Here is an 18,153-nt window from a genome sequence, read left to right on the forward strand (position 1 = left end):
CTGATGAACGGCCGGACGCCGTCTCGCGGAGGTTCGGAAGCCGCCGGACGATGGGGGGAGCGGGCCCGGACACCGGCCCGCGGTGCGGAAGGAGCCGCCGTGGACGGCGACGTGGTCCAGGAACGTGCACCGGGGTCGGTAGCGGGCACGGGCGGGGTCGGGGCGCCCGGGCGCCCCGACCCCGTCTGGGAGCGGGCCCGGGCGCAGCTCGACGGGCTTCCCGGACGGCGCGGGCTGAACATCGCGTACGAGGCCGTGGACCGGCACGTGGCGGCCGGACGCGGGGACAAGGTCGCACTGCGCTGCATCGCCGCGGACCGTACGGTCACCCCGGTGTCGTACGCCGAACTCGCCCGGCGCAGCAACCGCTTCGCCAACGGGCTGCGGGCCCTCGGTGTCGGGAAGGGGGACCGGGTCGCGTCGCTGCTCGGCCGCCGCCCGGAGCTGTACGTGTCCGTCCTGGGGACGCTGAAGAACACCTCGGTGTTCTGCCCGCTGTTCCCCGCCTTCGGCCCGGCGCCGGTGGCGGAGCGGCTGCGGCTCGGGGAGGTGCGGGTCCTGGTCACCACTGCGGAGCTGTATCGCCGCAAGGTGGCGGACGGACGCGACGGGTTGCCCGGACTGGACCACGTCCTGATCGTCGGCCCGGGTGCCGGGGACCTGCCCGGGACCATCGCGTTCGACGCCCTGACGGCCGGCGCGTCCGAGGACTTCACCATCCCGGAGACCGACCCCGAGGACATGGCGCTGCTGCACTTCACCAGCGGGACGACCGGTACCCCGAAGGGCGCGGTCCACGTGCACGATGCCGTGGTCGCCCACCATGCGACCGCCGCACTGGCCCTGGACCTGCGCCCGGATGACGTGTTCTGGTGCACCGCAGACCCGGGGTGGGTGACCGGGACGTCCTACGGGATCATCGCGCCGCTCACCCACGGGGTGACCATGGTCGTCGACGCGGGCGAGTACGAGGCCCGGCGCTGGTACGGCATCCTGGCCGAGCAGCGGGTGAGCGTCTGGTACACCGCGCCGACCGCGATCCGGATGCTGATGCGGATGAGCCCCCGGGGCAGCCCGCCGGACCTGCCCCGCTCTTTCGACCTCTCGGCGTTGCGGTTCGTCGCCAGTGTCGGCGAGCCGCTTAACCCCGAGGCGGTGCGCTGGGGGCCGGAGATCCTGGGCCTGCCGATCCACGACAACTGGTGGCAGACCGAGACCGGCTGCATCATGATCGCCAACGTCGCCGACACCGAGATCAGGCCCGGCTCGATGGGACGGCCGCTGCCCGGCGTGACGGCCGGCGTCCTCGCCCGCGGGCCGAACGGGCGCGCGGAGGTCACCGACGGCCGGGTTCGGGTGCTTTATGGACCGGGGGCGGAGGGCGAGCTGGCCCTGCGGCCCGGCTGGCCGTCGATGTTCCGCGGCTACCTCGGTGCCGAGGAGCGCTACCGGTCCTGCTTCGCCGACGGCTGGTACCTCACGGGGGACGTGGTCCGGCGCGACGCCGACGGCTACTACTGGTTCGTCGGGCGGGCGGACGACGTGATCAAGTCGGCCGGGCACCTGATCGGCCCGTTCGAGGTCGAGAGCACGCTGATGGAGCATCCCGCGGTGGCCGAGGCAGGGGTGATCGGCCGCCCCGACCCCGTGGTGGGGGAGGTCGTCAAGGCCTTCGTCTCGCTCAAGCCCGGGTTCGAGTCGGGTGACCGACTCGCCCGGGACCTTACCGCGTTCGCCCGGCGGCGGCTCGGCCCGGCCATCGCCCCGCGCGAGATCGCCTTCGACCAGCACCTGCCGAAGACCCGCAGTGGCAAGGTCATGCGGCGGCTGCTGCGGGCCCGCGAACTGGGCCTGCCCGAGGGCGACCTGTCGACCCTGGAGGAGACGGCATGACCCGCCGAACCGTCGCGAACCCCCACCGCAGCAGTCCCAGACCGCCGACCGGCCGCGAACACCGGCACGACCTGCTGCGGGGGATGCTGCGCATCCGCCGCTTCGAGGAGCGGTGTGTCGAGCTCTACAGCGCCGGAGAGATCCGCGGCTTCGTCCATCTGTGCATCGGCGAGGAGGCCGTGTCCGTCGGTGTCCACCAGTCGCTCACGCCCGAGGACTCGGTGGTCACCACGTATCGCGAACACGGCCACGCGCTCGCCAGAGGCATTCCCATGGCGGCGGTGCTGGCCGAGATGCTCGGCCGGGTCACCGGCTGCAGCCGGGGCCGGGGCGGGTCGATGCACCTCTTCGACGTGGGCCGCCGGTTCTACGGCGGCCACGGCATCGTCGCCGGGGGCATCCCGGTGGCGGCCGGCCTGGCACTGGCCGACCGGATGCATGGCCGGCCGAACCTGACGTGCTGCTTCTTCGGCGACGGCGCGGTCGCCGAGGGCGAGTTCCACGAGACCGCCAACCTCGCCGCGCTCTGGGACCTGCCGCTGCTGATGGTCTGCGAGAACAACCTGTACGCCATGGGCACCCCGCTGGCCCGTGAGCACGCACAGATCGACCTGGCCGCCCGGGCCGCCTCCTACGGGATGGTCGCCTGGGCCGTGGACGGCATGGACGTCCTCGCCGTCGAACGGGCCGTCCGGCGCGCGGCGCAGGCCGTCCGGGAGGGAGCCGGCCCGTACTTCCTCGAACTGCGCACCTACCGCTTCCGTGCGCACTCCATGTACGACCCGGACCTCTACCGCGACAAGGCCGAGATCGAGCGGTGGAAAGAGCGAGACCCGATCACCCTCCTCACCGACCGGATGCGCGCCGAGGACGGTTTCGACGACGCCGGGCTCGATCTCGTCGAGAAGGAGGTCGCCGAGGAACTGGAGCGGGCTGTGGAGGAGGCCGGGAAGGGCGGGCTGGAACCTCCGGAGGACCTGCTGCGCTTCGTGCACAGCCCGGTGGGGGAACGGCCGTGACCGGGGCGAAGGCAGCTCGGGAGCCGACCTACCGGGACGCGCTCAGGGAGGCGCTGCGCGAGGCCCTGGCGGCCGACGAGCGGGTGTTCCTGATGGGCGAGGACGTCGGGCGGTACGGCGGCGCCTTCGGCGTCAGCCTCGGACTGCTCGACGAGTTCGGGCCCGACCGCGTCCGCGACACACCACTGTCCGAGTCGGCCTTCGTGGGCGCCGGTATCGGTGCGGCCATCGCCGGCTTGCGGCCGATCGTCGAGGTGATGACCGTCAACTTCAGCCTCCTCGCCCTGGACCAGGTCCTGAACAACGCCGCGACGCTGCTGCACATGTCCGGCGGACAGGTCGCCGTGCCGCTGGTCATCCGGATGACCACCGGCGCCGGCCGCCAGCTCGCCGCCCAGCACTCGCACAGCCTCGAAGGCTGGTACGCCCACATCCCGGGCATCCGGGTGCTGGCCCCGGCCACCCTGGAGGACGCCCGGTACATGTTGGCGCCCGCGGTGGCGGATCCCGATCCGGTGGTGATCTTCGAACACGGCTCGCTTTACAATGTCACCGGCACGCCGGACCCGGGCGTCGCCCCGGTGGACCTGGACAGTGCCGCCGTCCGCCGGGCCGGGAGCGACGTCACCCTCATCACCCACGGCGGGTCGCTCGGCAAGGCCCTGGAGGCCGCCGAGCGGCTGGCGGTGGATGGCATCGACGCCGAGGTCGTCGACCTGCGGACGCTCCGTCCGCTGGACGACGCGACGATCCTGGGCTCCGTCGCACGCACCCACCGGGCCGTGGTGATCGACGAGGGCTGGCGCACCGCGGGGCTGTCGGCCGAGGTCGCGGCGCGGATCGCGGAACAGGGGTTTTACGACCTGGACGCGCCGGTGGAACGGGTGTGCGGGGCCGAGGTGCCGGTGCCCTACGCCCGGCAGCTGGAGGAGGCTGCTCTTCCGCAGGTCGCGGGCATCGTGGCGGCGGCCCGGCGGGCGGTCGGTTGAGATGGCCGAGTTCACCATGCCCGCACTCGGCGCCGACATGACCGAGGGAACGCTCCTGGAGTGGCTGGTCCGTCCGGGGGACCAGGTGGCTCGGGGTGACATCGTGGCCGTCGTGGACACGGCCAAAGCGGCGATCGAGGTCGAGTGCTTCGAGGCCGGCACGGTCGAGCGGCTGTTGGTCGAACCCGGGACGACGGTCCCGGTGGGCGCCGGCATGGCCGTCATCGCCACCGGGAAGTCCGAGCCCGAGCCGGTGCCCGCACCGGAGCCGGCACCGGCACGGGTCGGCGGGCCGGGGGCCACCCCGCTCGTCCGGCACCTGGCCGAGGAGAGTGGAGTGGACCTCGCCGCCGTGCACGGGACGGGCCCCGGCGGACGGATCACCCGGGCCGACGTCGTGGCCGCGGTGCCGGGCAACCGCAGCAGGAGGCGGCGGCCGGCCGCCGCCGCGCCGACGCCGTCGTCCGGGGCCCGGGTCCGGGCGACGCCACTGGCCCGGCGCGTCGCGGCGGAGGCCGGGATCGACCTCGCCACGGTGACCGGTACGGGTGCGGACGGAGCGGTCCGGGTGTCCGACGTCCGGGCCGCTGTCAGCGCGGGGCGCCGATGCGTGCCCTCGACCGCGCCTCCGGCGCCCGCGCCGGAGAAGGCTGCTGGGGACCGTAGGCAGGCGATGCGCCGGGCCGTCGGGGACCTGATGGCCCGTTCCAAACGGGAGGTCCCGCACTACTACCTCTCCACCACCATCGACCTCGCCGCCACTGTCGGCTGGCTGCGCGAACGCAACCGTCAACTCCCGGTGCTCGAACGGCTGGTGCCCGCCGCATTGCTGCTCAAGGCCGCCGCCCTCGCGGTCCGCGAGGTGCCGCAGCTCAACGGTTTCTGGACCGACGGCGGTTTCGTCCCCGCGCCCGCGGTCCACCTTGGCGTGGCCGTCGCCCTGCGCGGCGGCGGGCTGGTCGCACCGGCCATCCACGACGCCGCCGACCTGTCGCCAGCCGAGCTGATGGCGCGGCTGCGTGACCTCGTCACCCGGGCGCGCGCCGGGCGGCTGCGTGGCTCCGAGACCTCCGATCCGACGATCACCGTCACGAGCCTGGGAGACCAGGGAGTGGAGGCCGTCTTCGGCGTCATCTACCCGCCGCAGGTCGCGCTCGTGGGTCTCGGCAAGGTCGTGGAACGACCCTGGGCCGTCGACGGCATGCTCGGCGTCCGCCCGGTGGTCACCGCCACCCTCTCCGCGGACCACCGTGCCAGCGACGGGGCGACCGGCGCCCGCTACCTGGCGGCACTCGACCGGCTGCTGCAGAAACCGGAGGAGCTGTGAACCACGACCAGGCCTTGGCCCTTCTCCAGGAGCTGCTGACCGAGATCGTTCCGGACGCGGACTTCGGGCGGATCGGACCGGACACCGACCTCCGGGAGGCGCTCGAACTCGATTCCATCGACTTCCTCACCCTCGTCGAGCGGCTGTCCGAACGGGCGGGGTGCCGGATCGACGAGGACGACTACCCGCGCCTGACCACCCTCGCGGAGGGCGCGGCCCTCCTGGCCGAGCGAACCTGAGCGCGCGGCCGGACGCCGCTCGACCCCGTCGTCTCCAGGATCGTCCGGCCCTGTGGGCGGCGGTGCGGGGCGCGCGAGTCTGGCCGTGAGGGGCGGCGCACGGAGAGGGAGCCGCGCCGAGGGCCGGGCTGAATCCTCGGGGGCCCCGGCCCTCGCGGCGGCTTCGCGACCGGGCGCCGCACGTTCCGTGGTGTTGCCGACGTCCCGCGTCGGCGAGGGCCACGACTGGAGGAGTGCGAGAGAGCACCTGCGGCGCTGCGCCTCGCGGACGGCCCACCGGGTGGCGGCGAGGCTTTCGGGCGAGCCTCCACCCAGCCTTCGGCCGGGGGGACCTGGTTCGCTTCGGTGTGAGCGCTTCAGTGCGTGGGAGTGGGCACGATCGCGATCGGGCAGTGCGCGCGGTGCAGCAGGCCGTAGGGGACGGAGCCGAGCCGCATCCCGGTGAAACCACCCTGCCCGCGGCGGCCGACGACCACGGCGAGGGCGTGCTCGGAGGCGGAGCCCAGCTCCTCGACCGGGTGGCCGTGCACCAGCTCGTGGGTGACGGTCACGTCGGGGTGGCACTCGTGCCGTCCGGCGGTGGACTCGACGAGCAGTCGGCGGAGGGTCCGTTCGGTGGCTGGCTCGTCGAGGTTGCCGACGGGTGGGCGCTGCCAGACCCAGATGGCGCGCAGGGCGGCACGGCGTTCGGCGGCCAGGTCGAAGGCGAAGTCGACGGCGGCCTCCGAGGACGGGCTGCCGTCCACGCCGACCACGACGTAGGGCGGGTCCTGGGTGACGTGCTCGGGGTCGCGGACGACCACCACCGGGCAGGGGGACTGGGCGCTCACCGGGACGGTCACCGAGTAGGCGCTCAGCAGCTCGGCCGTCCGCCCCAGCCGGCGGGAGCCCAGGACGATCAGCTCGGCGTGGACGGACTCCCGGTACAGCACCAGGGCCGGGAGGTCCTCGTCGACGGCCGTGACGAGCTCCAGGCCGGGGTGCCGTTCGCGGGCCGTGCGGGCGGCCCGGTCGAGCACCTGGTCGGCGCGCTGGCGCAGGGCCTTGCGGTAGTGGCCCTCGTCGAAGACGCGGAACTCATGGAACAGGGACGGGATGGCGTGCACCAGCCGCAGCGGCAGGCCGCGGTGGTCGGCCTCGTCGGCGGCCCAGACGGCGGTCATCCGGCCGGTGTCGAGCGCGTCGACGCCGAGGACGACGGGGCGGCGCGGGCCGTCCGGACTCACGGGTGTCATCGCTCCTCCTCGGACCAGACGACCGGACCTTGCTCCCACGCTAGGCAGGCCCGGTGCCCGGCACGAGGGCCGACCGGCCCAGGGCCGTGAGCCTGGCGGCCCCACCTGCTGTGACACCCCCGACCGGCAGCTCGGGTCGGCCCTCGGGGCCCTGGGGGCAGGCCGTCGACGGCGGCAGCGTGGAGCACAGACCGAACGAGGAGGTGGCCACGATGGTCCGGATCAAGGTCGTCACCGGCCGACCCGCCCCCACGAACCCCCGCCGCTTGACCTGCGGACGCCCTCCGGCCGTCGGCTGCCCTACCGAGTGGCGCGCATCTGCTGCTCGATCTGCCGGCGGACGTCGGCGGTGAGGCCGGCCAGTCGCTCGGACACGGCTGCGGTGGGCATCTGAGGAGAGCGGATCCGGCGTGCGGCGGGCGGGAGTTGGGCGATATCGGCCTTGAAGGCGGCCCGTGCTTCCGAGGGCGTGCCCGGCGGGCTTGTCCGTTTGCCGTCCGCCATGACCGTCCGCAGTAGAGGCGTCGTCCCCGGCGGGGCCGGCTCGTCCAGGAGCGCGATCGTGTCGACGAGCCCCGGCCTCCGGAACACCTGCTTGGCCCCCGGCGCGGTGACCTTCCCCGTCGACAGCTTCATCATCGGCCGCCCGTCGTACGCGACCAGCTTGTACGCGGCATCCAGGTACGGCGCGTCCGCCGACACCCCGACAAGGGTCCCGACCGCGAAGACGTCGATCGGCGCCCCGGACTCAACCAGCCGCTCCACCCCGTACTCGTCCAGTCCGCCGCTGGCCGTGATTCGTACACCGGGCAGCCCGGCCCCGTCCAGGATCCGCCGAGCGGTGACCGCCAACGCTCCCAGGTCCCCACTGTCGAGCCGTACGGCACAACCCTCCTGTAGCCCCAACTCCCGCAGTACCTGGGCGGCTACGGCGACCCCGCGTGCGGTGTCGTACGTGTCGACCAGAAAGGTCACCGGCCCGGGATGGGCACGGGCGAACGCGCGGAAGGCAGCCGCCTCGTCGCCGAACGCCTCGACGTACGAATGCGCCATGGTGCCCACCGCCCGCAGCCCGTACGCATGGGCCGCCGCCACGTTACTTGTCCCGGCGAAGCCGACCATCGCGCCCAGCCGCGCCGCCTGGGCGCCCGCCGGGACGCCGTGGGTGCGGCGCAGTGAGAAGTCCACCACCGGCCGCCCGGCCGCGGCAAGCACGCACCGGGCGGACTTCGACGCCACGGCGCTCTGGTGGCACACCTGGTTGAGCAGGTACGACTCCACGAACTGCGCCTCCGGCAGCGGCGCGGTGACCTCCAACAGCGGCTCCCCTGGCAGCGCGATCCGCCCCTCCGGCACGGCCCGGACTTCACCGGTGAAGCGCAGATCCAGCAGGGGCTTCAGATCGGCGTACGGGCGGTCCAGTGCTTCGGCGAATGCGGTCGCGTCGGTCTCGTCCACCCGGAGTTCGGCGAGGTAGTCGAGGGCCGGTTCCAGGCCCGCCGCGACCAGGAAACCTCGTTCGGGCGGCGGCTTCCGGACGAAGAGGCTGAACGTGGCGGGTGCTGTCATGCCCTCCCGCAGATAGGAGAGGGCCATCGTCACCTCGTACAGGTCGGTGACCTGGGCGTTCGACATGGCGTCAGATTCCTTGCTTGCGGAGGCGGGCTGCTACGAATCCGGCGAGCGCGGCGACGGCGGGTGCGGCGAGATCGCCCCAGGTGAGCGGCACGGTGTCGAGCACGTCGCGCAGGAACGGCAGGTACAGGGCGCCCGCCGCCAGCGCGGCGGGGGGCGAGGACGGCGGCGGGGAGGAAGAGGCGGGGCGCCGCCGACTCGACCAGCCGGGCATCGGCCGGGACGATGTCGCCCTCGGCTAGGGCCACCACGTCGCCCGGGACGATCCCGGCCGAGGGGACCTTCCGCTGCGCACCGTCGCGCAGCACCCGCGCGGCGGGGGCGGAGAGCCGCGACAGCGCCGCGACGGCGCTCTCGGCCCGGACCTCCTGGACGACGCCCACGGTCGTGTTGACCACGATCACCAGTGCGATGACCACCGCGTCGGGGTGGTCGCCGATGGCGAGGGTCAGCGCGACGGCCAGGGCCAGCGCGACGGCCGCGAGCAGCACCGCGATCAGGGGATCGCGCAGTTGGGCGCCCACCCGGGCCCACAGCGGCCCCCGATGGTCGGCGGCGACCTCGTTCGGGCCGTGTTCGGCGAGCAGCCGCGCGGCCTCGGCGGTGGTCAGGCCAGAGGTGGTGTCGAGCCCCTGGGCTGAGACGGGCACGGCGGCGGTCCGTCAGTCGGCGAACAGGTGCGGGTGGGGCGGTAGGGTCGCCGCGGCGTCTTCGGGTGCGTGGTGGTAGTGGTGGATCCGGGCGTCCGGGCCGGGGAAGTACTCGGTCACCCGGTCGCTGTCGGACCAGTGCACGTCCCACGGCGGACTGCCGTCCGGATGGTGCAGGCCGACGATCTCGCCGTCCCTGCGTGCCGCGCCCGGCCGGGTGGCCTGGACGATGATGCGGTCTCCCACGGCGGCTTTCATGCCGTCCTCCCTGGGTCGGTGCGGGGCCGGGGCGCGCCCGGTCGTCCGTACTCCCATGCCACCACGGCAGGCCGGGCGCCGCACGGGCCGGACGGTCCCGGGCAAGGGGCCCGCCGACCCAAGCGGCCGGTGCACGGCGGACGGTGCGCTGGGGAGTGTGGGCGCAGCGGAATGCCCGCACCGCAGGGGGATGAACAAGATGAACGGCGCTGGCCGGGCAACGGAGATACGGCGGATCATCGTCGGTGCGGACGGCGCACGCCTGTCCAGAGCGGCGCTGCGTGGGGCTGTAGCGGAGGCCCGGCTGACCAGGGGCACGCTCGCGGGGGCGGCCGTCCCGGTCGGGCTGAACGACGTCGGGTACCCGGTCGGCGCGCCCAAGGGGACCGTGGAGATCCTCTCGGACACCGTCCTTGTGGGCCTCGGCACGGTGTCCGTGCTCGGGCCGGGCGCGGAGGGGGCCTTCGCGCTGCGCCGCCGCGCGCTGGATCGGCGAGCGGCGGCAGGCTGGGAGTCCGCCTGGGCGCAGGTGGAGCCGCGCTGGTCCGGGCGTCGGTGAGTGGGCCCGGTCTCAGAGGTGGAAGCGGTGGGTCTCGTCGCCTCGGTGTGGCCGCGGTAGCGCAGGTCCAGCTCCAGCCCACCGAGGGCGGGCGGCCGCCGGGGCCCTGCGCGGCAGGGCTTGTCGGCCCGCCCGAACAGGCTGATCCGCCGTCACCCCACCGACCGGCGGTGAACACCATCCGCAACCGCGTCGGAGAGTTCGGCGACTCCGGGGCTCGCGGCCTGGAGCCGTCAGTTGAACGCAGAACGGGGGAACTGATGGCGCCCGGAATGCGATCGACACCACCGCCGGCCGGCGATGCCCACGTTCGGTTGCCTCACGTACGCCGCAGTGTTCGTGCCGTTGTGCTCCCGGGTGGCAGTTGCCACACGCAAGACGGAGATCCGCTCGGTGAACTCGGATGGGTTCATCGCGGCCACATGCCGCCGGCGCAGCTCGCCCGAGGGGAGCCTCGCCGGTCCGCGCGCACTCCCCTGTGCCCCTGTGACTGCAAGATCGAGTGACGGGCAGGAACGCCGAGGGGCTCGTAGGCTGGAAGCGGGGGCCGCGAACTTTGCCATGGGGGAGTGGCACGATGACGGGTGTTGATCACGCGGCGTTGTTTCGCCGCCACGCCGTCTTCGAGGTGTCCTCGAACTCCCCCCGCCGATCTCGATGTCGAGGGGGCCCGGCGGCGGACGCCACGACGCCGCGAAGTGCGGCATTCGGTCTGAGGCCGTGAATGCTCCACAGGGCGCGACGGAGGCGCAGATGGTGGCACTTGCCAGGGTCCTGCTGGATGCCGGCGGGCTGATCACGGGATGGAGTGAGCAGGCCACCGCGCTGGTCGGCTACCGAGCCGAGGAGGTCGTGGGCCGGCCGCTGTCGTCGTTGCTGACCAGGCCCTCCGAGGGCGTGTCCTGGCCCGTCCCGCGTGAACCGCCGATGCGCGGGGGTTTCCGCGTCACGATGCGGGACCGGTCCGGTCTGCCGCTGGACATCGAGCTGTGGACGTGCCCGCTCCTGGACGCGGCGTCCGAAGCGGGCTGGGTGGTCTTCCTGGCCCCTGCCCGTGGAGCGGATCCCGGCGAGTTCGACCGGGCGGTGCTGGACGCGCTGCTGACCCAGTCGCCGGTGGGCCTGCACCTGATGGATACGGATCTGCAGGTGGTGCGGTTCAACACCGCTTCCTCCGGGATGCGCGGCGTGCGCGCTGAGGAGATCATCGGGCGTCGCGGACGCGATGTCGCCCTGAGCGTGGTGACGGATGTGGTCGAGGACCTGTTGCGGCAGGTCCTGAACACCGGGGAGCCGGTCATCGACTTCATCCAGGCCGGGTACCCGCCAGCCGATCCCCGTCGGCAAAGGGTGTTCTCCATGTCGGCGTTCCGGCTGCAGAATCCGGCGGGAGACACCCTCGGGGTGGCGAGCGTCGCGATCGACGTCACGGATCGGTACCGCGACCGGGTGCGGCTGGAACTGCTCAACGACGCCAGCAGGCGCATCGGCACCCGGCTGGACGTGACCAGTACCGCCGAGGAACTGGCCGAGGTCGTCGCCGGTCGGGTTGCCGACGCGGTGAGCGTGGACATCCTCGACGCGGTCTACCACGGCGAAGCGCCTGCACCCGGCCCGCTCACCGTCGAGGTGACCTTCCACCACGCCGCGTTCCGGACCACCGAGGCCGCCGGCCTGCAGCCTGCCTACGCCGTCGGGCAGAAGACGACGTTCGACTTCCCCACGCCCTTCACACAGTGCCTGTCCGACCTGCGGCCCCGCCTGGTCCGGCACGTCGATGACGAGGCCGAGTGGCTGGCCCGCGACTCGCTGCGGGCCGAACGCCTGCGCACCGGCGGCGTGCATTCCCTGATGACCGTGCCCCTGACAGCACGCGGCGTCGTGCTGGGCGTGGCAGGTTTCTACCGGTCCGCTACGCGTGAGCCGTTCGACGATGGCGATCTGACCGTGGTCACCGAGATGGCCGCCCGGGCCGCGGTGTGCGTGGACAACGCCCGCCGTTATGCCCGCGAGCGCACCGCGGCCCTTGCCCTGCAGAGCAGCCTGCTGCCGCAGACGCACCCTGCCCAAAACGCCCTCGACGTGGCCTCCTGCCATCTGCCGACCAGTGCCGGAGGAGGCGGATGGTACGACGTCATCCCACTGTCCGGGGCTCGCACCGCGGTGGCGGTCGGGCAGGTCGCGGGCCACGGCATGCACGTCGCGGCCACCATGGGACGCCTGCGGTCCGTAACACACAGCCTGGCCGCCCTGGACCTGACTCCCGAGGAGGTGCTGGCGCACTTGGACGACCTGATGGTCCACCTCGCCGAAGAAGCCCAGCAGGCCGCCGACGACCGCCCGCCGGTTGAGCAGCCGACCATGGCGACCTGCGTCTACGCGGTCTACGATCCCATCGCCCAGTGCCTGACCCTGGCCAGGGCCGGGCACGCGGCACCGGTCGTCGCCTACCCCGACGGCCTGACGGAATGCCTCCAGGCACCGGAGGGGCCGCCGCTGGGAGGCAACGGGCTGCCGTTCGAGGCAGTCGAGGTGTCACTGCCCGCGGGAAGCTTGATCGCACTGTTCACCGACAGCCTCACCCGCCGCGAAGCCCCGGACGGACACTCCCGACTGCGGCGCGTCCTGGCTCATCCCGGCGCATCGGTGCAGGAGACCTGCGATGCCGTCATCTACGCCGAGCTGGCCGGCCGCCCGGCGGAGGGCGTGGTCCTCCTCATCGCACAGACCCGCGTCCTGGGAGACGATGCGGTGGCATCGTGGACCTTCCCCAGCGATCCGGCGATCGTCGCCACGGCCCGCACCCTGGCTGACCGTCAACTCTCGAACTGGGGCCTTTCCGAACTGGCTTTCACCACCGAGGTAGTGGTCAGCGAACTGATCACCAACGCCATCCGCTACGCAGGCGGCACCATCCAGCTGCGTCTGATCCGCGACCGCGCCCTGATCTGCGAGGTCACCGACAACAGCAGCGCCGCCCCCCACCTGCGCCACCCGCGCACCACCGACGAAGGCGGCCGGGGCCTCCTCCTCATCGCCCAGCTCACCCACCGCTGGGGCACCCGCCACACCCACCGCGGCAAAACCATCTGGACCGAACAGCCCCTCACCCCCAACCGACCGTGAACCATCCCCTGGAACGAGCACGGGTAAGGGTCGAGAAACGTGCCGATCGTCATCCGCAACCTCGGCGCTTCCCCTCCCACGGCCCCTCGGTGGGTCGGCCGGCGGTGGGGGCCAGCTGGCCGACCTGCACGGAGCATCCGGCCGGAGCCGCCGGGTCCACATGCGGACCCGGCACGCGAGGGCGATCCTGCAGACATGGGAGCAGTGCGCTCGGTTCCGGGTGTTGCTCGCACCACCCGCACGCCTCGGCGGGCCCGACCCACCTACCCGGTGGCAGGTGCCCGGCCCTGATCGGGCGGCTGCCGGCCCGGCGTCATCGACGGCTCGATCGGAAAGGCGAGGCCATGGCAGAAGAACAGGTCCACGACGAGAAGATCGTCGTCGGGGTCGACGGTTCCGAGCAGTCCAGGCAGGCACTGCGCTGGGCGGTGCGACAAGCCGGGTTCACCCACGCCTTGGTGGAGGCGGTGATGGCCTGGGAACCGCCGTTCTCCGGGTGGGGCGGCGCGGTTGCGGTCGCCGAGGGGGCGAAGCTCGCCGACCTCGCGCACGTGGCGCTGGCGGAGAACGTCGAAAAGGCCGTAGGTGCGCAACCGCCGGTGGAGATCAAGCTTCGGGTCAGGGAGGGCAACCCCGCCTCGGTGTTGCTGGGTGCGGCCAGGGAACAGGCGTCGCTGCTGGTGCTCGGCCACCGCGGCCTCGGCGGCTTCACCGGCGCCATGCTGGGCTCCGTCGGACAGTACTGCGTGCAGCACGCGCCCTGCCCGGTCGTGGTGATCCGCGACAGCGCCAGCTGACACCCCCGGTGCCCCGCAGCGCGGCTGACGGCGTACCAACTCGGTCGTTCACGCGGCATGGCTGCCCAGCCGATGGAGCCCAGCCGGTCGAGTGGACCACCTGGACCGCCGTGGGCGCATCGCAGCGACCGATCCGAGGTGACCGGCGCTTCCGGGCGGCGTTTCCTTACCGGACGAGCACCCGCTCGCCCGAGCGCGGGACCACGGCCGTCCAGCCGAGTTCGCGGTCGATGCGGTCGCGCAGTGCCTCCGAGCCCTCGGGCTCGCCGTGGACGAGGTAGACCGCGCTCGGGGGCGGGGCTGGGCGGAGCCACTCGATGATTTCGGCGGCGTCGGCGTGTGCCGAGAAGGCGGGGACGTTGACGACCTCGGCGCGCACCGGCACGTAGGTCCCGTACATCTTCAGCGTGCGGGCGCCGTCCACCAGATCGCGGGCGCGGGTGCCCTCGGCGGCGTAGCCGACCACGACGACGGTGTTGCGGGCGTCGGGCAGCAGCCGGCGCAGGTGGTGGACGACGCGGCCGCCGGTGGCCATGCCTGAGGCGGAGACGATGACGGCCGGGCCGTGGGTGTGGTCCAGGGCGAGCGAGTCCTGCAGTGAGTGGATCAGGGTGAACGGCTCCGGGTCCAGGGCGGTCGGGCCCTTGGCGAGGAGGTCCGGGCGCAACTGGTCGGAGCCGGCCGCGAAGGCCTCCCGGTAGATCTGCAGGGTGGCCAGCGCCATCGGACTGTCCACGTACACGGGCATGCCGCCCGGCAGTCGGCCGGCCCGGCGCAGCTCGGTGAGTTGGTGCAGGACGACCTCGGTGCGGTCGACGGCGAAGGACGGGATCACCACGGTGCCGCCCCGGGCGAGTGTGCGTTCCAGCGCCCGGGCGAACCACTCGCGGGCGGCGGTCTCCTCGTGGTGGCGGTGGCCGTACGTGGACTCCATCAGCAGGACGTCGGCGCCGGTGAACGGCTCGGGCGGGCGCAGCAGCGGGTGGACGGGGCGGCCGAGGTCGCCGCTGGCGGCGATGGTGTGGCCGTCCTCCAGGGTGAGGTGGGCCCAGGCGGAGCCGAGGATGTGTCCGGCGCGGTGCAGTCGGAGCACGTTCCCGGCGGTGATCTCGACGTCGGTGTCCAGCGGGACGGGGTCGAACATCCGCAGGGCGTTCTCGACGTCCTTGTCGTCGTAGAGCGGTTGGGCGGGTCGGTGTTTGGACCAGCCGTGTTCGTTGGCGTGGTCCGCCTCCTCGCGCAGCAGGTGGGCGCTGTCGCGCAGGATCAGTTCGGCGATCCGGGCGGTGTCGGGGGTGGTGAGCACCGGTCCGCGGAAGCCGTCGCGGACCAGCCGGGGCAGGTAGCCGCAGTGGTCCAGATGGGCGTGGGTGAGCACGACCGCCCGGACGTCGGCCGGGTCGAGCGGTAGCGGGCGGCGGTTCAGGCGGCGCAGCTCGGCCAGGCCCTGGAACAGGCCGCAGTCGATCATCAGGCGGGCGTGGTCGGTCTCGACCAGGAACTTGCTGCCGGTGACGGTGCCCACGCCGCCGAGGAAGGTCAGCAGGCCCGGGCGGGGCTGCGGCCGCCGGGGTTCGGTGCCGCCCGTTGCGGTGTCTCTCGGGATGTCCGTCATGGCCGCCTCCTGCACGGGTCGAGGTTCCTCCCATCGTCCTGCCGTCCGACCGCCCTGTCCTGGGCCGGACCGGCCCAGGCGGCAGGGACCGTACGGCCCTGTCCGGCGGCTCCTGGCGGGCGGACAGTGAAGGCGGGATCACCCGAGGAGGAGTGAGGACGATGCAGCACCGTAGCGTCAGTGACGTGATGACCCGGGAGGTCGTCACCGCCGGGCCGGACACGCCGTTCAAGGAGATCGCGGCGCTGTTCCACCGCAACGACATCACCGCGATCCCGGTGATCGACGACCAGGGCCAGCCGCTCGGCATGGTCTCCGAGGCCGACCTGATCCGCAAGGAAGCCGTGCTGCCCGACCCCGAGGGCCGCTACCCGGGCCGCTGGCTGGACGCGAAGGACCGCGCCCGCGCCGAGGCCGAGACCGCAGGCGGGCTGATGACCAGCCCCGCCGTCACCGCCCGCCCGGCCTGGTCGGTGCCCGAGGCCGCCCGCGCCATGGACAAGCACAAGGTCAAGCGGCTGCCCGTGGTGGACGAGGTCGGCCGCCTGGTCGGCATCGTCAGCCGCCGGGACCTGCTGGAGATCTTCCTCCGTCACGACGCGGCCATCCGGGACGAGATCAACCACGACGTGCTCGGCCAGACCCTCTGGCTCGCCCCCGGCGACGTCGAGGTGGCGGTGCACGACGGCGTCGTCACGCTGAAGGGGCGGCTGCCCCGCCGGAGCCTGATCCCGATCACCGAGCAGCTGTGCCGCGCCGTGGACGGCGTGGTCGCCGTCCACGCCACCCTCGACTGGGCCGAGGACGACACCAGCCCGCGGCTCGAACACCCTCGGGAGTACCAGGCGGGCCGGTAGCCGGCCGGGTACTCCCGCCGGTCAGCAAGCGGCCGGGGCTTGGCGCGCGGCACTCGCGATGGCCTCGTTCACGGCTGCCACGAGCACGTCCGGCTCACCCTTCCTGGTGAAGCGCATGGCGCTCGGGTGGCGAGGCTGCTCGAACCCTTGGCCACGTTGCGCTGAACCCCCGCGTGGGAGTGCCCCGCGGGGGGCTTGGCCACACGTGCCAGTCCCGTCCAGGCTGGACACGGCATTTGATCTTGCGGATCGGACCGGAGTAGCTGACTCCGTCATGCATCGGGCGCCTGGACCGGATCAGGGCCGTTCGGCCTGGTCGTCGTCGCCGTTCGGCGGTCGGCCGACGTACCGCTGGGCCCTCGTAAGGTCCCGCACAGGGGGGATGTGATGGAGCTGAGAGCCCGCCCGAGCGGGCTCGGTACGGAAGGAGGACATCGTGAAGCGGACACTGAACACCGTCGGCGACGTCATGACCCGCGCGGTGGTGGCCGTCGGCCGTGACGCGGACTTCCGCGAGGTCGCCGAGACGCTCCAGCGCTGGCACGTCAGCGCGGTGCCCGTGCTGACCGGTGACGGCCGGGTGATCGGCGTGGTCTCCGAGGCCGACCTGCTCACCGCCCGGGACCGGGACGGCGAGCGCGCCGACGCCCTGACCGCCGGGCGGATGATGTCCGTCCCGGCGGTCACCGTGCACCCCGGCAGCCCGCTCAACGAGGCCGCCCGGGCGATGGCCCGTGGACACCTCAAGCGGCTCCCGGTCGTGGACGAGGAGGACTACCTGGTGGGCATCGTCAGCCGGGGCGACCTGCTCAAGGTCTACCTGGAGGACGACCGCGAGCTGGCCGACCGCGTCCGTTTCGAGCTGACGGCCACCCTCGGCCCGTCGGCGCCGATGGACATCGACGTGCGGTCCAGGGACGGACGTATCACCCTGTCCGGCGATCTGCCCGACGCCGTCTCCGCCGACGTCCTGGGGCGCCTGGTGCGGTCCGTGCCCGGCGTGGTGGGCGTCGAGATCCGGCTCACCGAGCCGGCCTGACCGGGGCGGACCCGCGTGACCGCGCCCGTGCTGGCGGCTGTCGACGGTTCGCCAGAGAGCCTGGCTGCCGCTCGCTGGGCCGCGGACGAGGCGGTCCGACGCGGTGCCCGGCTGCGGCTGTTGTATGCCTGGCCCTGGCCGCTGCACGCGGCGCCCGGGCTGCCCGGCGTGAGCGAGGCCTGCGGACGGGCGCTCGGCATGCTCGCCGACGCCGCGGACTGGATTCGGGCCAATCACCCTGGCCTGGACGTCGACACCGTGCTGGTCGACGAGCACGCACCCTCCGGGATCACGGCCTCTGCGGCCTCGGCCGATCTGCTGGTGCTCGGCTCCTCCTCTCCCCATGGACTGCTCGGCTCGGTGGGCCTGGCCGTCGCGGCTCACGCACCCTGCCCCGTCGTCCTGGTCCGGGCGACGCCCGGACCGACCGGGCCGCCCCGGGACGTGGTCGTGGGCATCGACGCGCACGACCCCGCCGAGGCCGTCCTCGCGTTCGCCCGGAAGGCCGCACTGGCCTCGGGCGTCCCGCTGAGGGTCGTCCACGCTTGGATGCCGCCCGAAACCTGGTGGTCCCTCTCCGCGGCGGAACAGGCGCTCCTCGTTGAAGTGGAGGAGAGCACCCTGGCCGACCTGCTCGCGCGCGAGACGGCGCCGAAGGCCGTCCGGGACGTCCGGCGTGCCCGGGCCGCCGACGCGCTGGTGGACGCCTCCCGGTCCGCCGGTCTGCTGGTGCTCGGCCGCACGGGGCACCACCTCGGCCCGGTCACCCGGGCGGTGATCCACGGCGTCTGGTGCCCGGTCGTCGTCGTTGCGCGCGGCTGACCCGGTGCGGTTCGCGGTGTGGACGCGCAGAATCGGTGGTGCCACTGTCCGCGCACGTCAGGGAGCAGGCCATGGACACGCCCCAGCCCGTAC

The 18,153-nt window shown here is 73.1% G+C and carries 16 protein-coding genes; 11 read left to right on the forward strand and 5 right to left on the reverse strand.

The features are described from left to right. Positions 1 to 99 precede the first annotated feature (99 nt). Genes acsA through ACWC9T_RS30915 form a run of 5 tightly spaced genes read left to right on the forward strand, consistent with a single transcriptional unit; the run spans position 100 to position 5,467 of the window. Positions 100 to 1,893 (forward strand): acetate--CoA ligase, encoded by a 1,794-nt coding sequence (gene acsA / locus ACWC9T_RS30895; RefSeq protein WP_449824345.1) that lies wholly within the window; start codon positions 100 to 102, stop codon positions 1,891 to 1,893. Beyond that, positions 1,890 to 2,912: a pyruvate dehydrogenase (acetyl-transferring) E1 component subunit alpha gene (gene pdhA, locus ACWC9T_RS30900; RefSeq protein WP_449824346.1), complete on the forward strand. Its 1,023-nt coding sequence runs from the start codon at positions 1,890 to 1,892 to the stop codon at positions 2,910 to 2,912. Before acsA ends, pdhA begins: the two co-directional genes overlap by 4 nt. Then, positions 2,909 to 3,901 (forward strand): alpha-ketoacid dehydrogenase subunit beta, encoded by a 993-nt coding sequence (locus tag ACWC9T_RS30905; RefSeq protein ID WP_449824347.1) that lies wholly within the window; start codon positions 2,909 to 2,911, stop codon positions 3,899 to 3,901. The genes pdhA and ACWC9T_RS30905 overlap by 4 nt, the downstream gene beginning before the upstream one ends. Position 3,902: 1 nt before the next feature. After that, complete coding sequence (locus ACWC9T_RS30910; protein ID WP_449824348.1) at positions 3,903 to 5,228, forward strand: dihydrolipoamide acetyltransferase family protein; 1,326 nt, start codon at positions 3,903 to 3,905, stop codon at positions 5,226 to 5,228. Next, positions 5,225 to 5,467, forward strand: a complete 243-nt coding sequence (locus tag ACWC9T_RS30915) for an acyl carrier protein (RefSeq protein ID WP_449824349.1) — start codon at positions 5,225 to 5,227, stop codon at positions 5,465 to 5,467. Before ACWC9T_RS30910 ends, ACWC9T_RS30915 begins: the two co-directional genes overlap by 4 nt. 356 nt (positions 5,468 to 5,823) lie before the next feature. Here the strand turns inward: ACWC9T_RS30915 and ACWC9T_RS30920 are convergent, their stop codons facing one another. The 4 genes from ACWC9T_RS30920 to ACWC9T_RS30935 all read right to left on the reverse strand — a co-directional run bounded on the left by ACWC9T_RS30920 (position 5,824) and on the right by ACWC9T_RS30935 (position 9,245). Continuing rightward, the gene (locus ACWC9T_RS30920) at positions 5,824 to 6,702 is read right to left on the reverse strand and encodes a universal stress protein (protein ID WP_449824350.1); all 879 of its coding nucleotides are present in this window, start codon (positions 6,700 to 6,702) and stop codon (positions 5,824 to 5,826) included. 300 nt (positions 6,703 to 7,002) lie between these two features. Further along, on the reverse strand, positions 7,003 to 8,337 hold the full coding sequence (locus tag ACWC9T_RS30925; protein WP_449824351.1) for a nicotinate phosphoribosyltransferase: 1,335 nt from the start codon (positions 8,335 to 8,337) through the stop codon (positions 7,003 to 7,005). Beyond that, entirely contained in the window at positions 8,301 to 8,987 is a 687-nt protein-coding gene (locus ACWC9T_RS30930) for a cation-transporting P-type ATPase (RefSeq protein WP_449824352.1), read from the reverse strand. The genes ACWC9T_RS30925 and ACWC9T_RS30930 overlap by 37 nt, the downstream gene beginning before the upstream one ends. 12 nt (positions 8,988 to 8,999) lie before the next feature. Then, positions 9,000 to 9,245 carry a DUF1918 domain-containing protein gene (locus ACWC9T_RS30935; RefSeq protein WP_449824353.1) on the reverse strand — a complete coding sequence of 82 codons (246 nt, stop codon included), beginning with the start codon at positions 9,243 to 9,245 and terminating at the stop codon, positions 9,000 to 9,002. Positions 9,246 to 9,435: 190 nt separating this feature from the next. Here ACWC9T_RS30935 and ACWC9T_RS30940 point away from each other — a divergent pair, with 190 nt between their 5' ends. The 3 genes from ACWC9T_RS30940 (at position 9,436) to ACWC9T_RS30950 (ending at position 13,727) form a co-directional block, all read left to right on the forward strand. Beyond that, positions 9,436 to 9,804: a hypothetical protein gene (locus ACWC9T_RS30940; RefSeq protein WP_449824354.1), complete on the forward strand. Its 369-nt coding sequence runs from the start codon at positions 9,436 to 9,438 to the stop codon at positions 9,802 to 9,804. A 753-nt stretch (positions 9,805 to 10,557) separates the two neighbouring features. Next, a complete protein-coding gene (locus ACWC9T_RS30945; protein WP_449824355.1) occupies positions 10,558 to 12,930 on the forward strand; it encodes a SpoIIE family protein phosphatase in 2,373 nt (790 codons plus the stop codon). Between the two features lie 344 nt (positions 12,931 to 13,274). Beyond that, positions 13,275 to 13,727, forward strand: a complete 453-nt coding sequence (locus ACWC9T_RS30950) for a universal stress protein (protein WP_449824356.1) — start codon at positions 13,275 to 13,277, stop codon at positions 13,725 to 13,727. A gap of 166 nt (positions 13,728 to 13,893) precedes the next feature. Here ACWC9T_RS30950 and ACWC9T_RS30955 read toward each other — a convergent pair whose 3' ends face one another. Continuing rightward, complete coding sequence (locus ACWC9T_RS30955; protein WP_449824357.1) at positions 13,894 to 15,342, reverse strand: MBL fold metallo-hydrolase RNA specificity domain-containing protein; 1,449 nt, start codon at positions 15,340 to 15,342, stop codon at positions 13,894 to 13,896. A 161-nt stretch (positions 15,343 to 15,503) separates the two neighbouring features. Between ACWC9T_RS30955 and ACWC9T_RS30960 the strand changes: the two genes are divergently transcribed. The 3 genes from ACWC9T_RS30960 (at position 15,504) to ACWC9T_RS30970 (ending at position 18,060) form a co-directional block, all read left to right on the forward strand. After that, positions 15,504 to 16,199 (forward strand): CBS domain-containing protein, encoded by a 696-nt coding sequence (locus tag ACWC9T_RS30960; protein ID WP_449824358.1) that lies wholly within the window; start codon positions 15,504 to 15,506, stop codon positions 16,197 to 16,199. Positions 16,200 to 16,635: 436 nt separating this feature from the next. After that, entirely contained in the window at positions 16,636 to 17,238 is a 603-nt protein-coding gene (locus tag ACWC9T_RS30965; protein ID WP_449824359.1) for a CBS domain-containing protein, read from the forward strand. 15 nt (positions 17,239 to 17,253) lie between these two features. Further along, a complete protein-coding gene (locus ACWC9T_RS30970; protein WP_449824360.1) occupies positions 17,254 to 18,060 on the forward strand; it encodes a universal stress protein in 807 nt (268 codons plus the stop codon). Positions 18,061 to 18,153: the final 93 nt, after the last annotated feature.

Source organism: Kitasatospora sp. NPDC001159 (genome assembly GCF_053598235.1).

Bases quoted from the DNA above. Each gene is read 5' to 3' on its own strand.
- ACWC9T_RS30925 (WP_449824351.1), bottom strand. From the start codon at position 8,337: ATGTCGAACGCCCAGGTCACCGACCTGTACGAGGTGACGATGGCCCTC.
- ACWC9T_RS30935 (WP_449824353.1), bottom strand. From the start codon at position 9,245: ATGAAAGCCGCCGTGGGAGACCGCATCATCGTCCAGGCCACCCGGCCG.
- ACWC9T_RS30920 (WP_449824350.1), bottom strand. From the start codon at position 6,702: ATGACACCCGTGAGTCCGGACGGCCCGCGCCGCCCCGTCGTCCTCGGC.
- ACWC9T_RS30910 (WP_449824348.1), top strand. From the start codon at position 3,903: ATGGCCGAGTTCACCATGCCCGCACTCGGCGCCGACATGACCGAGGGA.
- ACWC9T_RS30945 (WP_449824355.1), top strand. From the start codon at position 10,558: ATGGTGGCACTTGCCAGGGTCCTGCTGGATGCCGGCGGGCTGATCACG.
- ACWC9T_RS30960 (WP_449824358.1), top strand. From the start codon at position 15,504: ATGCAGCACCGTAGCGTCAGTGACGTGATGACCCGGGAGGTCGTCACC.
- ACWC9T_RS30955 (WP_449824357.1), bottom strand. From the start codon at position 15,342: ATGACGGACATCCCGAGAGACACCGCAACGGGCGGCACCGAACCCCGG.
- ACWC9T_RS30940 (WP_449824354.1), top strand. From the start codon at position 9,436: ATGAACAAGATGAACGGCGCTGGCCGGGCAACGGAGATACGGCGGATC.
- pdhA (WP_449824346.1), top strand. From the start codon at position 1,890: ATGACCCGCCGAACCGTCGCGAACCCCCACCGCAGCAGTCCCAGACCG.
- ACWC9T_RS30950 (WP_449824356.1), top strand. From the start codon at position 13,275: ATGGCAGAAGAACAGGTCCACGACGAGAAGATCGTCGTCGGGGTCGAC.